A 15,595-nucleotide genomic window follows, 5' to 3' on the forward strand; every position below is an offset into this window, starting at 1 on the left:
TAAATTATTCATCATTATACCAATAATTGGGTCGATTATAAAATAATAAGTATAATTCTATAATAATTCATATTTACCATATAAAATCAATATTATATAATTTATGTAATACTAAGCAAAGAAGTGAATATTTAAAAGGAGGTTTTTTTATGTCTAAAAATTTAGGACCTAATCCAAATGATATATATCCAAATGAAAATATTAAAACTGTATGTTTTATAAAAAACACTATAAAAAATCCTAATATTGAAGTTGGAGATTATTCGTATTTCTCAGGAGAAGACTTTGAAAAGCATGTAACTCATCATTATGAGTTTATTGGTGATAAGTTAGTTATAGGGAAATTTTGTGCTATTGCAAGTGGGGTAGAATTTATTATGAATGGTGCAAATCATAGAATGAATAGTGTAACTACTTATCCATTTAATATTATGGGGAATGGATGGGAAAAATCAACTCCTGCAATAGAAGATTTACCTTATAAGGGGGATACTATAGTAGGAAATGATGTCTGGATAGGAGAAAATGTAACTATAATGCCAGGTGTCAAAATTGGAGATGGGGCTATTATAGCAGCTAATTCAGTTGTTGCAAAAAATGTTGACTCATATAGTATTGTAGGAGGAAATCCTGCTACATTTATAAAGAAAAGATTTGATGATGAGTTAATAGAATATCTTTTAGAATTAAAGTGGTGGAACTGGTCTAAAGAAAAGATATTTGAGAATCTGGAAGTATTATGTAGTTCTGATTTAAATAGGATAAGAAGTATAGAATAAAGAATATAAAAAGTGGTATTAGAAAATTTGGATATACAATAGTATTATCTAGATAAACTTTGTTTCTAATAATATTAAATAAAATAATGTATAAGCTATAGTTAAATATTAATTGTTAAGAGTTATAGAATATATACTAATATATTTTAACATACTATATCTGTATCAATTTTGAAAGGAGATATAGTATGGAAAGATTACATTGCAAGATTAATGGAATAGCTAATGAAAATATGAAAACGCAACTAAAAAATTCATTAGAAAAAGTTGAAGGTGTTAATCAAGTTTGTGTTGATATGGCAAGAGGTTCTGTTGAAGTTATGTACAATAAACCAGCTACACAACAAGGAATAAGAGCTTGTATAGAAAATACAGGACATACAATTGAATAATTAGTAAGAAAAGTAGTCTATAATTAATGAAAGCATAGACTACTTTATTTTAATATTTATATGAATTAAATAGATGAAATAACAAATTCTTTAAATATTTTTGCTATAGGGGACATATAAGCATCTTTAAGCCATCCCATATAAATAGTTTTATCTTTAATTTTTTCTTTTATCTTCAAGATAGAAACAGAATTTGTGTTGATAATTGGTGTGTTTGGAACTATTGATATTCCAGCGCCTGCCGCAACTAAACCTTCTAGCATACTTGCTTCACTAGGTCTTATTGATATTTTAGGAATATAACCTAAGAATTCAGAGTATGAAATCATCTTATCTTTACTATCTATGCAAAAAGCAACAAAGGATTCATTTTCTAATTCTTTTAAAGATACTTCGGATCTATTTGAAAGATAATGATTTTTAGGAACTATTAAAACATATTCTTCACTTCTTATAGCAATTGATTCAATTTCAGAAGGTATATTAGAATGTTCAATACATTCATAAAATCCTAAATCTATTTTTCCAGATTTTAAATCACCTATTATATTTTTTACTGATTCATAATTAAATTGAAATTTAGTATTTGGATTTTTATTTAAGAAATCGCTTATTATAAAAGGCATAAAATATGTTCCTATACTAGATGTAGAAGATATAGAAATACTACCAGTATTAGGATTTATTATTTCTTGTAACTCTTTTATACCTTTGTTTATCTCAACTAGTGCAGCATTTGTATGAATCAAAAACATTTTTCCAAACCTTGTTAATTTAATATTACGACCACTTTTTTCAAATAGAGGAACTTCTAATTCTTCTTCAAGTTTTGAAATTGCCTTACTCAAAGCAGGCTGGCTTACTGATAATAAATTAGATGCAGTTGTAAAATTTTCAGTTTCAGCTATTGTTTTAAAGTATTCTAATTGTTGTAAGTTCATTTTATTCTCCTTAAGATAAAGTATATGATTATATTTATAAGATTAGTTAATCTAATTTAAATTTACAAGGCAGTTTAAAAACTTATTAGCTAATGGAATTATAAAAGAAAATTAATGTAGCAAAAGTATAGTACTTTTTAAGGTTATAGTAATCATATAAAAATTATAACTATTAGTTATAGTTTTATGAAAATTATCAATTAGACATATGTTATTTTATAATGATATAATCACAATATAAAATTTTGGATTTAATTTAATATGATAAATAATTATAAAATTTATTTATAGTTATGTCAAAAGAAAATGGGGGAATATATTATGATGAAAGTAGATAAAGAAAAATGTATTGGATGTAGTTTATGTATTAATGATTGTATAGTAAGAGGAGATATAAATCTAGTTGATGGGAAAGCTAATATAAATAATATTACGTGTTTTAAATGCGGTCATTGCATAGCAGTCTGTCCTAAAAATGCAGTGTCAACAGATGAATACAATATGGATGAAGTAAAAGACTATAATAAAGAAGAATTTGAATTAAATGAGGATAATTTACTTAACTTTATTAAATTTAGAAGAAGTGTAAGAAATTTTAAAAATAAAGATGTAGAAACTGAAAAACTATTAAAAATTATAGAAGCAGGTAGATTTACTCAAACAGGAAGCAATAGTCAAGGTGTATCTTATATAGTTATAAAAGATGGAATTGATAAATTAAGAGAAATGGCTTTAGAAAGTTTAAATCAAATGGGGAAAGGGATACTTAATAATTTAACAGAAGAGACTATGAAGCTTAAAAATTATGCAGAGATGTGGGTACAAATGTATGAAGATTGTAAAGTAGATCCGAAAAAAGGTGATAGATTATTCTTTAATGCCCCAGCATTAATACTTGTAGTATCTAATTCACAAGTAGATGGAGCACTTGCATCTTCAAACATGGAGCTTATGACTAATGCATTAGGACTTGGAACATTCTTTAGTGGTTTCTTTATTAGAGCAGCACAAGGAAATAAAAAGATAATGGATTATTTAGGTTTAGATGAAAGTAAACAAATTGTAACTTGTATGGTTATTGGATATCCTAATATAAAGTATTTAAGAACTACCCCAAGGAAAAATGCAGAAATAATTTGGAGATAATTAAAAATATACAAATAATCAATTAAAATATCTATACAGTAAGGAGGAAGAGAAGTGAAAGTTGAAATTTGGTCAGATATATTTTGTCCATTTTGTTATATAGGAAAACGCAAATTTGAAGCAGCTTTAGAAAACTTTGAGAAAAAGGAAGATGTAGAAGTTATATATCGTAGTTTTGAATTAAATCCTGGTGCAGAAAAGCACAATGATAAGAACATACATGAACTTATTGCTAGTAAGTATGGGATTACTTATGAAGAGGCTAAGTTAAATAATGATAATATAGTAAGACAAGCAAAAGAATTAGGATTAGAATATAATTTTGATACTTTAATACCGACAAACTCTTTTGATGCTCATAGAATGATTCATTTTGCAAAAGAATATGGTAAGATGGAGGAAATGACAGAAGCTTTATTTAAAGCATATTTTACAGATTCTAAAAACGTAAGTGATTTTAATACATTGGCTGAAATAGCAGAGAGTGTTGGATTAAATAAAGAAGAAGCAATAAATGTATTAAATAGTAATAAATATAGTGATTTAGTAAGAGGCGATGAAGAACTGGCAGGGCGTTATGGAATAAATGCAGTACCATTCTTTATATTCAATGAAAAGTTTACAGTATCAGGAGCTCAACCAACAGAAATATTTTTACGAGCTCTAAACAAAGTTGCTGAAGAGGAAAATTCTTTAACTTAATAAAAGCTTACAAATTACATTATGACAATCAAAGAGATGTATAAAAATAAATTCTAGTGCAGTTGATACAAAGGAAGCTCGAAATAAATTAGAGCTTCCTTTTTTACAAATAATATTAAAAATATTTAGTTTTATGCATATGTAAATAATAGATAAAAAATTATATTTAAAAATTACTTTAAGTAAATAAAATAAATAACTTAAAGGATATAACGTTTTGTGATACCATTTAGAAAAAATTAATATATAAGCATAAAGGGGGTCGCGTTTCGCGACCCCTTTTGTAAAAATAAGAGATTAACTTTTTCAAGGTAATAAAGCTTACTTAAAATTGAATAAATTTCACATTAAATATATTTCTGATACTACGTCTTTTACTTTCGCAATAAATTAAGTAATTTTCAAACTTATTTGGAATAAACATTATAATAGATATTTATTAAATGGAGAGTTTTTAATGGTAATTTATATTAGAAAGATAAAAGGTTGTTTATTACTATGTTTATTAGCTTTATTTTGTATTGGACTTATATTTTATAAATACATAGCACTAAATAATAGAAAAGATTTTATTGCAGGAGCATTTGTTATAAATGAAGAATTAGAAGAACAACATGAAAAAGAAGTAATGACAACAATAAATAATGAAAAATATTTTAGACCATCAAAGCTTCCAGTGTTGAACAATAATAAAGAGGCTATTGAACTTATGGATGATTTTTATGATAAAGAAGTAAAAGATATATCAATAACAAGCAAGTATATAAGGAGCCCAGAAGATACTATTTTAAATTATTTTTCTCTTTTAAGGGAAGCAGCTAATCCTGTGGATAATAAATACCTAGGGTGTGGTTCTATAGGTAATGGTGATAGACCTTATCCAATAGCATATAATTTTTTTGATGATGAATATAAGAAAAAGGTAAGTTTCAATGCTTATAAGGATTCATTTTCTAACATATTTCATATAAGTTTACTTAAGTATAAGGAAGTTCCAAGTGATAACGAAAATTTAAAGTATTTTTATGAAATCGAAGCTATACAAGCATTAGAAAATAATATTGCAAGCTTTACTTATTATTATGGATTTATAGAAATGCGCAAAATAGGAAATGAATATAAAATATCAGATATTAATATAACACCTGAAAATTATCTTTGTGCCCCATATCATGGATGGGTATATGATGCAACCTCGAAAGTTGAAATAGAATATGGGAACTGGTGCAAGCTTATTAAAAAGATGGGGAAAACAGAAGTTGATGGATATGTTAAAAATATATATTTCCTGGGAAATGACAATAAAAACTATAAAATACAATTTTATACCCTAACTAATGATTATGATATTGAAGTAGCTCAATATGTTCAAAATAGCAATGGAAGATGGGAAAATATAAAATTAAATCCTAATGATTGCTTGAAAAAATAGTGACTGTCATCCCTAGAATGTTATAAGCAATCTTAGTTAGTAGAATAATATTAGTAATTCTTATAAATTGATATTAAAAAAAACTCGGAATATGTAATATTTTTGTAGTAATTTAATATGTAAAATGTGTTGACAATGTTTACACATTGTATTAGAATATAACCATATTAAATACGGATCCATTTACGGATTGTTACTGGAAAGCAGGCAAAACCTAAATTGATACCAAATTTGTTATAGTGGAGAAACTATAACCATTTGATATTGATTTGGGTTTTTTTATACGAAAATAGAATAAATCTTATTAATAAGCTAAATATATAATGAGATTATTTTTTATAGAAGATAAATATTTCTAATAAAAAATTAAGATGAAGGAGATTAGAGATATGCTAATAAACAAAGTGTTAAATAATAATGTTATTACAATTATAAATGAAAACAATGAAGAATCAGTTGTTATGGGTAGGGGAATAGCCTTTCAAAAGAAGAAGGGTGATGAAGTTGATAAGGAAAAAGTAGACAAGATATTTGTTTTAAGGAATAAGAGCATTAATGATAAGTTAATTGCATTAGTTAATGATATTCCTGTAGAAAACCTAGAAATTGCTGAAGAAGTAATTAAATATGCAGAAGAAAAATTAGGAACAAAACTAAATGAAAATATATATTTAACACTTACTGATCATATAAGCTTTTCTATAAACAGATATAAAAATAATTTAGAAATGAAAAATGTAATGCTTTGGGATATAAAAAGACTTCATAAATCAGAATTTGAAATTGGACTTAAGGCATTGGAAATCATAAAAAGTAAAGTGGATATAGAGTTGCCAGAAGATGAAGCAGCATCAATAGCACTTCATATATTAAATGGTGAATTAAGTCAAGATATGCCTCAAATAGTTGATATTATAAATTTAATTAATGAAATTCTCAAAATTGTAAAATATCATTTTAATATTGATTTTGACGAAGAATCAATTAATTATTATAGATTTATTACTCATTTAAAATTCTTTGCACAAAGATTAGTTAGCGGAAAATACTATGAAGATAGTGATAATGAGTTATTTGAAATGATTAAGAATAAATATCCCAAATCATATGAGTGCACAAGAAAGATAGAAGGATTTATAAAACAAAAATTTAATAATGAATTAACAAAAGAAGAAAAACTATATTTAATAGTACATACAGCGAGAGTTGTAAAAGAGAATTATTAAAAATTAATATAGATTTAAATTTTACTTAGGATTGTAACTGATTCGATCAGGCAAAACCTAAATTAATGATTAAAATTTAGCTAATGAACTATACTTGCGTATTATCAAGATTTATTTATATTCATTAGTATGATATTTATGATTTAATTTAGGTTTTTTATTATATACTGATAAATAAATATGTTCGGAGGAGATAGCAGGAAAATTAATTTGTTAATCGGAAGTTTCATAGGATTGTAACTGACTTGATCAGGCAAAACCTTAATTCTTCAAAACTTAAATAATTTAAATTTTGAAAGTGAGGAATTAAGCTATGAATTATGAAAATTTAGCTAAGTCAATATTAGAAAAAGTAGGCGGAGAAAAAAACGTATCAAATTTAACACATTGTGCAACAAGATTAAGATTTAACTTAAAGGACACATCGAAGGCAAATACAGATGCTCTTAAAAACACTCAAGGTGTCATGGGAGTTGTTGATAAAGGCGGTCAATATCAAGTAATAATAGGAAATGATGTAAATAATGTTTACAAAGAAATTATCAAAATTAGCAATATTGAAAATGGAAATAGCAATGGATCTAATGAAGTTGATGATCGTAAACCTATTGCAAAGGTAATAGATACAATAACAGGTATATTTACACCTATATTACCAGCAATAACGGCAGCAGGTATGATGAAGGCAGTTCTTGCATTATTAACTGCATTTAAATTAGTATCTACGGATTCTCAAAGTTATCAAGTTATAAATTTTATGGCAGATGCTGCATTCTATTTCTTACCTTTACTTCTTGCAAATTCAGCAGCTAAGAAGTTTAAATGCAACCAGTACTTAGCAATGATGCTTGGAGGAATGTTGCTTCATCCAACATTTGTTACAATGGTAAATACAGCAAAAGAAGCAGGAACATCTATATCAGTATTTGGATTACCAATTTCTTTAGCATCATATAGCTCAAGTGTTTTACCAATAATACTTGGTGTTTGGTTTATGTCATATGTTGAACCAATTGCAGATAAAGTATCACCAAAAGCAATTAAATTCTTTACAAAACCATTAATTACAGCATTAGTTACAGGAATAGTTTTATTAGTAGTAATTGGACCTTTAGGATATATAATTAGTGATAAAATAGGATTAGCTATAAAAACTTTAGAATCTTATGCTAGCTGGTTAGTACCTACTTTAATAGGTGGATTAACTCCATTATTAGTTATGACAGGAACTCATTATGGGCTTATACCAATAGGAATAAACAATCGTATGACTATGGGATATGATACAATAATCTACCCAGGAATGTTAGCATCAAATGTTTCTCAAGGAGGAGCAGCATTAGCAGTAGCACTTAAAACTAAGAATAAAGAAATCAAACAACTAGCATCTTCAGCAGGTATTACAGCGGTATGTGGTATTACTGAGCCAGCTTTATACGGTGTTAACTTAAGATTTAAAACTCCATTATATGCATCTATGATAGGAGGAGCAATTGGTGGTCTGTTCTTAGGATTATTCCGTGTATCAAACTATTCAGGTGGTTCTCCAGGATTTTTAACTTTACCAAGCTATATTGGTGGAGAAACAATGATGAACTTTGTATATGCTTGTATAGGAGCTGTAATAAGTGTGGCTGTATCATTTGCAGCAGGTTTAATCTTATATAGAGATAAAGAAGAAGTTACTGATACTGAAGTAGTTGATAAGAGTGATGAAAATATTAATAAAGAGGCTCTAGGTAATGCAATTACTATTGCTAGTCCAATAAATGGAGAAATAGTACCTTTAAGTGAAGTTAAAGATGAAACTTTTGCATCAGAAATGATGGGAAAAGGAATAGCAATTAAGCCAATAGAGGGTAAAGTAGTATCACCGATAAATGGAACTGTTGAAATGATGTTCAAAACTAAACATGCTATAGGGTTAAAATCAAATGATGGAGCAGAGGTTTTAATTCATGTAGGTATGGATACAGTTCAATTAGAAGGTAAACACTTTAAATCATTTGTAAAAGATGGAGATAAAGTGAATATTGGAGATACTTTAGTAGAATTTGATATGGAAGCTATTAAAAAGGAAGGTTATGAATTAACAACACCTGTTATAGTTACAAATACTATGGATTATTTAGAAGTTTTACCTATGAACTTAAAAGCAGCTAAGGCTGGAGATACTATTATAAGTATTCTTTAATATATAAGTTTTAATAAAAATGAAGTTGACTAAATTTATTAAAAGGTGAAATTAATTTGAGTTTATAATAAAATAATTGATTCTTACTAAGAAAGATTTAATTATTTAATAACTAGAAAACAATTAAATTTAAAACTTATGAAAATATAAGGAAGTATCTAAAGAAGAATTTATAGATACTTCCTTAAAAAATAGAGGAGGAATTAGTTATGACTAAAGATTTCAATAGATTTCCAGAAAACTTTTTATGGGGAGGAGCTTTAGCTGCAAACCAATGTGAAGGTGGATATAAAGAAGGTGGAAGAGGCTTAACAACTGTTGATCTTTGTCCAGCAGGAGCAAATAGACGTAAAGTTATGGAAGGGAAAATAGATGTTTTAAGACCATTAGAAAATGAATATTATCCTTCACATGAAGCTATAGACTTTTATCATAGATATAAAGAAGATATAGCATTATTTGCAGAAATGGGATTTAAATGCTTAAGAGTATCAATTGCATGGTCAAGAATTTTCCCAAATGGAGATGAAACTATTCCAAATGAAGAGGGATTAAAATTTTATGATTCAATGTTTGATGAAATGATTAAGTATGGAATTGAGCCAGTAGTTACAATTTGTCATTTTGATACACCAATTGGAATTATTGAAGAGTTTGGTGGATGGAAAAACAGAAAGTTTATTGATTTTTACTTAAATTATTGTGAAGCTATATTTACAAGATACAAAGATAAGGTTAAATACTGGATGACATTTAACGAAATCAATATGATATTACATTTACCTTTTATGGGAGCAGGAGTTAGATTTGAAGAAGGTGATAATGAACTTCAAATAAAATATCAATCAGCTCATCATGAACTTATAGCAAGTGCATTAGCTACAAAAATGGCACATGAAATAATGCCAGGTTCAATGGTAGGATGTATGCTTGCAGCAGGAGAGTTTTATCCTTACTCATGCAATCCAGAAGATGTATTATTAGCAAAAGCAAAGGATAGGGAAAATTTATTCTTTATTGATGTGCAATCAAGAGGGGAATATCCTGGATATGCAAAAAGATTTTTAAGAGAAAATGGAATTGAAATAGAGTTTGGAGAAAATGATGAAGAAATATTAAAAAACAATACAGTAGATTTTATTGGATTCAGTTATTATTCAAGCAGATGTGCAAGTTCAGATCCAGAAGTGCTAAAAGGCCAAACTGCAGGGAATGTTTTTAAAACTGTTAGAAATCCTAACTTAAAAATTTCAGAATGGGGATGGCAAATAGATCCATTAGGTCTTAGAATAACTTGTAACTCTTTATATGATAGATATCAAAAGCCTTTATTTATTGTAGAAAATGGTTTAGGTGCTGTTGATAAAGTAGAAGAAGATGGATCTATAAATGATGATTACAGAATTGAATATTTAAGAGAACATGTTAAAGCAATGAAAGAAGCTATTAAAGATGGTGTTGATTTAATAGGATATACACCATGGGGATGTATAGATATAGTTTCTGCTTCAACTGGGGAAATGAAAAAACGTTATGGATTTATATATGTAGATAAAGATAACGAAGGAAATGGAACATTAGAAAGAAGAAAAAAGAAGAGCTTTGACTGGTATAAAAAAGTTATAGATAGTAATGGTGATGAGCTTTAATATAGGCTAATAATTTATTAAAAGAGTTTGGATTTAATTTCAAGCTCTTTTTAATTTAATTAAATTTGATATATAATATAATAGGTTTATAAAGACATTTAAATTAAATTAATAAAAATAGTGTTATAATAAGATAAACAATAGAAAAATATATTTAGAAGGTGTACAAAATGAAAAAAAATATAATCAATTTTATTGAAGAAAATAAAATAATTGCAATTTGCAGAGGGATTTATGGAGAAAAGCTAGTTCAACTAGTAGAGTCGTTGTATGAAGGTGGAGTTAAGCTAGTAGAAGTAACATTTGATCAAGGTGACGAAAAGTGTATAGAAAAAACTTCAGAAGCACTTAAAGAATTAAATTCTAAATTTAGTGGCAAAGTTAAGTTTGGAGCAGGAACAGTTATTACAACTGAACAAGTTAAGGCTGCAAAAAATTCAGGAGCAGAATATATTTTATCTCCAAATTCAGATTCAGAAATAATAAAGCTAGCAAATGAATTAGGATTAGTAACTATACCAGGTGCTATGACTCCAACTGAGATTTTATCTGCTCATAAGGCTGGTGCAGATTTTGTAAAACTGTTCCCAGCAGGTACTTTAGGATTAAAATATGTTAAAGATATATTAGGGCCAATAAATAATGTTAAATTTATAGCAGCAGCTGGTGTCACTCCAGAAAACTTAGGAGAATTTTTAAAATTAGGATTTGTAGGTGCTGGAATTAGTAATTATATAACTAATAAAGATATGGTAAACTCAGGAGATTTTGAAACATTAACTAATCATGCTATAGAAATAATGAAAATAGCTAAAAATTAATATAAATAAAGAAATATAGAATTAGATTTGCAGAATAATATTTATAGTGATGGATAAGATAAAATTGAAAATAGAGCTATGGTATAATATCGATGAGAAAGATTATCAATTAGCGAGAAATATTAAGGAATTTAAAAATAAACTAAGATAATAAGCTTAAACTAAATGATAATGATTTTCAATTACTGAAAAGGTGTGATATTATATCAACATAATTTAATTTTAAAGAGGAGGGAAACCATGGCTAGAGAAAGAGGCCCAAGATTTAAACAGTGTAGAAGACTTGGCTTAAATGTTTCCGGACATCCTAAAGCTATGAATAGAGCTGTAAAGGGAACAAGTAGATCAGACAAAAAATTATCAGAATATGGTGTAAGACTATTAGAAAAGCAAAGATTAAGAGCTTACTATGGAGTTTTAGAAAAGCAATTTAAAAAATATGTTGAAGATGCTTTTAAAACAAAAGAAGGAACAACTGGGGAAGCTTTATTAATAAGATTAGAATCAAGATTAGACAATCTTGTATATAGAATGGGATTTGCTAATTCTATAAGAGCTGCAAGACAAATGGTTAATCATGGACATATATTAGTTAATGGAAAGAAGATTGATATTCCATCATATAAGGTAGACCCAGGCACAGAGATTTCTTTAACAGAAAAGGCAAGGAAATCTCCAAATTATCTTGCAAACATAAATGGACATGTAAATACTTTACCTTACATAGATTCTAACTTAGAAGAATTTAAGGCTGTATACACTAGATATCCATTAAGAGAAGAAATACCAATACAAATAAATGAAAATCTAATAGTTGAGTTCTACTCTAGATAATTATTCTAGCTAAGAGTATAAGGTTCATAACTTCTTAAAATTAAAGTATATTTTGCCATGGAAAAAGCTATACAGTGCAGTGTATAGCTTTTTCTTTCTATAGATATTAAAAATAAAATTGAATTAAATATATTGACTACTTACAACAGCTAATAGAGTTTTAGGGTCAGTTAAAATTGTTATATCCTCTGGAATAACAATATCCTTGATTAATACTTTATCATCAGCATTCATACTAGAAACATTTATTTCAATAGATTCTGGAATTTTTTCAACATTTCCTTGTAAATCAATAAATAAGTTATGAGTTTCTAATGTTAATCTCCTAGACTCTAGAGTTTCTTGCCCAGTAATTTTTATAGGAATTCTCATTTTTATAACTTCATTTGGTTTAATATATTGAAAATCTACATGCAAAATTTCATGTAGATTATTTTTCTGAACATCTTTAACTACGCAATTGAATTTTTTATTATCTAATTCAACTTCTATAATAGATCCGCTATTATTTTTTCTAAGCATTCTTCTAAGTTCTGCATTACACATTTTTATTGGAATAGTATGATCAAGGAATTCTCCATATATTACTCCAGGAATTTGCCCAGTTTTTCTAAGTTTACTTTGATTTGTTTTTATATTTCTTTCATATACTTTAAATGCTAAATTTGACATAATAAATACCTCTTTCATTAACTTTATATAATATATCTGTTCTAATTAATAATTTATATAATTAAAAAATATAGTTGGTTTATTAAGCTCTATAAAGTTAAGGTGAAGATACTCATAATATGAGATATTTAAATAACCACACCTAGAGCTTAATTCCAAAGCCCCACATATGCATCATCCTCCTTTAAGTTATTATGATGAGTTTACTTAATAAGTTAAATAAAAGCAAAGGTAAGAAAGTAAGTCTTTGACAATAAAACATTAATATAATAAGGAAGTATTAAAGGAAAGTATAGAATATTATGACAAGTTTATAAAAAGATAAATTTATTATTAAAGTGGGAAATATATCATAATTTTTTATATCAGAATAAAAATGATTCATTATATTAACTACTATAGAATGTCAAATGAATGGTTAATGGGTAGTATGATAAATAATTATAAAAAAATATATATTTATTTTCATCAATTAATTCTATCTGAATAGTATAATTAGAAAGTATTTATTTGGGAGATAGTATTTTGAAAATAATTAATAAAATTTTTTCTATAATAAGTAGAGGAGAAGATTATAGTGATAGTGCCATTGCATTTGTTAATTCCGGTAGTTTTTCTAGTCCAACTAAATATTTTATATGGGTAGATACTAAAAAGTTTAAAGTCAACATATTCCAAGGATCAACAAATAAATGGAATCTTATTCATAGCTATATATGTACTATTGGAAAAAAGGCTACTCCAACACCAAAGGGAACATTTAGTATAGGGATTAAAGGATTGTATTTTGGAGTTGAGAAAGGATATAAATGTTGGTATTATACACAGTTTAAAGGAAATTATTCATTTCACTCAATAATTTATAATTTAGATGGTAGTGTAAGAGATGGAAGGCTTGGAATGGCTTTATCAGATGGATGTGTAAGATTGGCTAAGGAAAATGCAAAATGGATATATGATAATATTCCTGAAGGGACTAAAGTTTATATTACGTAAAATATATGGCATATGGATGGAAGATTGCAATATATAATTTAGAATGTATGAGGGAAACTTCGATTGAAGTTTCCTAAATTAAATTGCTTTTAGTGCTTTAGAATAAATTATATTAATAGAAAAAAACTTCTCAAAATGTTTATATATTATCATTGACATCGATTACTTAGTATGATAATCTGAAACAAATAGTTTTTAAAACTACATATTTTAGATTAAAATACGAAATTGGAGAAAAAAAGATGATAAAAATTGTATCAGACTCATCTACACTTTATTCTATAAAAGAGGGACAAGCTAATAATATTGATATTGCACCTCTTTCAGTTAGCATTAATAACAAAACATATAGGGAGTATGAAGATATAGACACGAAAGAGTTTATTGATATTATTAACGAAGGTCATATTCCTAAATCTTCACAGCCATCTATTGGATATGTATTGGATTTATATAGTAAATATCCAGAAGATGAAATAATAAATATTTCAATGGCAGATGGTTTATCAGGTACATATAATTCAGCATTTATGGCAAGAAATATGGATAATAATCCAGAGCGTATAGATGTAATTAACTCAAAGACTTTATGTGGACCACATAGATATTTAGTTGACTTGGCTGTTAAGCTTGTAGAAGCTGGATACACAAGAAGTGAAATAGTAAATGAATTAAATAAATTTATTGAAACATCAACTTCATTTTTAATTCCTCATGACTTTGACTTTTTAGTAAGAGGGGGAAGAGTGTCATCTATAGTTGGTAAGATTGGAAGTGCCATTAAATTAGTACCAGTTATGACTCTTTCAGAGGACTGTAAATCTCTTGAAAAGTTTACTACTAAGCGTACATATAAAAAAGCAGTTAAAAAGATAACTGAAGTATTTTTAGAGAAAAATATTGATTTTAATTATAAGATTTATATTTCTCATGCTTGCAAAGAAGATTTAGCAAACGAGACTAAAGAAATTATATTAGAAGACATTAAAGATGCAGATATAGAAATTAAGTTGTTAAGTCCTGCATTTACTACTCAAGGTGGACCAGGATGTGTTGCGATACAAGTAATAAAAAAACATGATTTATTAAAATAATTATAAAAATAGGAGAGGCAGTATGGGTAAAGGGAATAAGTGTGGAGTTCATAGAAATATTTTAGAGTTTCATTGCCCAAGGTTTAATGAACTGCCAAAAGTTTCTTTATATAAGGACCAAGTCATTGTATATATAGAAGATGTATTAAAAGAAATAAATATTAATAATGAAGAAAAATTATTAACACCTACGATGCTTAATAATTATGTGAAACAAAAGGTAGTTTATCCTCCAAAAGATAAAAGATATGATGAAAAACATTTAGCTTACTTAATTATAGTTTGCACATTAAAGCAAGTATTTACATTACAAGAAATATGTTATTTAATTACAAAGCAAATAGATACTTGCCCTATAGAGGAGGCGTATGACTTTTTTTGTGTAGAACTTGAAAAGGCGCTAAAATCAGTATTTACTACAAGAGATTTTTCAGAGCCAAGTTCAGCAAGGAAAGTTACAATTGAATCTGAGATAGTAAGATCAATGGTAATGGCTTTTGCTAATAAGATATATATACAAAAGTATATTAAACATGAAGTAAAAGATAAATAGAATTTAATAAAAATGATTTAAAGGTACAGTATTAATTTATATAATTAAATTGATTATATAAATTGATACTGTGCTTTTATAATATAAACAATATATAAGATGTTACTGCAAATATTATTTGATTTTTAAATAGTATTGAACATGATTAATATTTATGATATTTT

At 26.9% G+C, this 15,595-nt stretch carries 15 protein-coding genes; 13 read left to right on the forward strand and 2 right to left on the reverse strand.

Annotated elements, in window-relative coordinates:
* Positions 1-149: 149 nt before the first annotated feature.
* Both I2A75_RS02920 and I2A75_RS02925 read left to right on the forward strand, forming a co-directional pair.
* Positions 150-779: a Vat family streptogramin A O-acetyltransferase gene (locus I2A75_RS02920; protein ID WP_195262970.1), complete on the forward strand. Its 630-nt coding sequence runs from the start codon at positions 150-152 to the stop codon at positions 777-779.
* A gap of 188 nt (positions 780-967) precedes the next feature.
* Positions 968-1,171 carry a heavy-metal-associated domain-containing protein gene (locus tag I2A75_RS02925; RefSeq protein ID WP_195262971.1) on the forward strand — a complete coding sequence of 68 codons (204 nt, stop codon included), beginning with the start codon at positions 968-970 and terminating at the stop codon, positions 1,169-1,171.
* Positions 1,172-1,236: 65 nt separating this feature from the next.
* On the opposite strand, the gene I2A75_RS02930 is transcribed toward I2A75_RS02925, so the two are convergent.
* Positions 1,237-2,112: a LysR family transcriptional regulator gene (locus I2A75_RS02930; RefSeq protein ID WP_195262972.1), complete on the reverse strand. Its 876-nt coding sequence runs from the start codon at positions 2,110-2,112 to the stop codon at positions 1,237-1,239.
* 321 nt (positions 2,113-2,433) lie between these two features.
* On the opposite strand from I2A75_RS02930, the gene I2A75_RS02935 reads away from it, so the two are divergent.
* From I2A75_RS02935 to rpsD, 8 genes are all read left to right on the forward strand, one after another.
* Positions 2,434-3,258 carry a nitroreductase family protein gene (locus tag I2A75_RS02935; RefSeq protein ID WP_195262973.1) on the forward strand — a complete coding sequence of 275 codons (825 nt, stop codon included), beginning with the start codon at positions 2,434-2,436 and terminating at the stop codon, positions 3,256-3,258.
* Positions 3,259-3,312: 54 nt separating this feature from the next.
* Complete coding sequence (locus I2A75_RS02940) at positions 3,313-3,960, forward strand: DsbA family oxidoreductase (protein WP_195262974.1); 648 nt, start codon at positions 3,313-3,315, stop codon at positions 3,958-3,960.
* A 457-nt stretch (positions 3,961-4,417) separates the two neighbouring features.
* Positions 4,418-5,392: a hypothetical protein gene (locus I2A75_RS02945; RefSeq protein ID WP_195262975.1), complete on the forward strand. Its 975-nt coding sequence runs from the start codon at positions 4,418-4,420 to the stop codon at positions 5,390-5,392.
* A gap of 389 nt (positions 5,393-5,781) precedes the next feature.
* A complete protein-coding gene (locus tag I2A75_RS02950) occupies positions 5,782-6,618 on the forward strand; it encodes a PRD domain-containing protein (RefSeq protein WP_195262976.1) in 837 nt (278 codons plus the stop codon).
* A gap of 313 nt (positions 6,619-6,931) precedes the next feature.
* Positions 6,932-8,812, forward strand: coding sequence for a beta-glucoside-specific PTS transporter subunit IIABC (locus I2A75_RS02955; RefSeq protein ID WP_195262977.1), 1,881 nt, complete (start codon positions 6,932-6,934; stop codon positions 8,810-8,812).
* 209 nt (positions 8,813-9,021) lie between these two features.
* Complete coding sequence (locus tag I2A75_RS02960; protein ID WP_195262978.1) at positions 9,022-10,461, forward strand: 6-phospho-beta-glucosidase; 1,440 nt, start codon at positions 9,022-9,024, stop codon at positions 10,459-10,461.
* 170 nt (positions 10,462-10,631) lie between these two features.
* Positions 10,632-11,282 carry a bifunctional 4-hydroxy-2-oxoglutarate aldolase/2-dehydro-3-deoxy-phosphogluconate aldolase gene (locus I2A75_RS02965; RefSeq protein ID WP_195262979.1) on the forward strand — a complete coding sequence of 217 codons (651 nt, stop codon included), beginning with the start codon at positions 10,632-10,634 and terminating at the stop codon, positions 11,280-11,282.
* A gap of 240 nt (positions 11,283-11,522) precedes the next feature.
* Complete coding sequence (rpsD, locus tag I2A75_RS02970) at positions 11,523-12,116, forward strand: 30S ribosomal protein S4 (protein WP_195262980.1); 594 nt, start codon at positions 11,523-11,525, stop codon at positions 12,114-12,116.
* Between the two features lie 123 nt (positions 12,117-12,239).
* On the opposite strand, the gene I2A75_RS02975 is transcribed toward rpsD, so the two are convergent.
* Positions 12,240-12,788 carry a 50S ribosomal protein L25 gene (locus I2A75_RS02975; RefSeq protein WP_195262981.1) on the reverse strand — a complete coding sequence of 183 codons (549 nt, stop codon included), beginning with the start codon at positions 12,786-12,788 and terminating at the stop codon, positions 12,240-12,242.
* Between the two features lie 534 nt (positions 12,789-13,322).
* Between I2A75_RS02975 and I2A75_RS02980 the strand changes: the two genes are divergently transcribed.
* The 3 genes from I2A75_RS02980 to I2A75_RS02990 all read left to right on the forward strand — a co-directional run bounded on the left by I2A75_RS02980 (position 13,323) and on the right by I2A75_RS02990 (position 15,431).
* Positions 13,323-13,784, forward strand: a complete 462-nt coding sequence (locus tag I2A75_RS02980) for a L,D-transpeptidase (RefSeq protein WP_347707747.1) — start codon at positions 13,323-13,325, stop codon at positions 13,782-13,784.
* A gap of 242 nt (positions 13,785-14,026) precedes the next feature.
* Complete coding sequence (locus tag I2A75_RS02985; protein WP_195262983.1) at positions 14,027-14,878, forward strand: DegV family protein; 852 nt, start codon at positions 14,027-14,029, stop codon at positions 14,876-14,878.
* Between the two features lie 22 nt (positions 14,879-14,900).
* Positions 14,901-15,431, forward strand: coding sequence for a DUF1836 domain-containing protein (locus tag I2A75_RS02990; RefSeq protein WP_195262984.1), 531 nt, complete (start codon positions 14,901-14,903; stop codon positions 15,429-15,431).
* The last annotated feature ends 164 nt before the right edge of the window (positions 15,432-15,595 follow it).

It is taken from the genome of Clostridium sp. 1001275B_160808_H3, from assembly GCF_015550425.1.
Taxonomy (GTDB): domain Bacteria; phylum Bacillota; class Clostridia; order Clostridiales; family Clostridiaceae; genus Clostridium.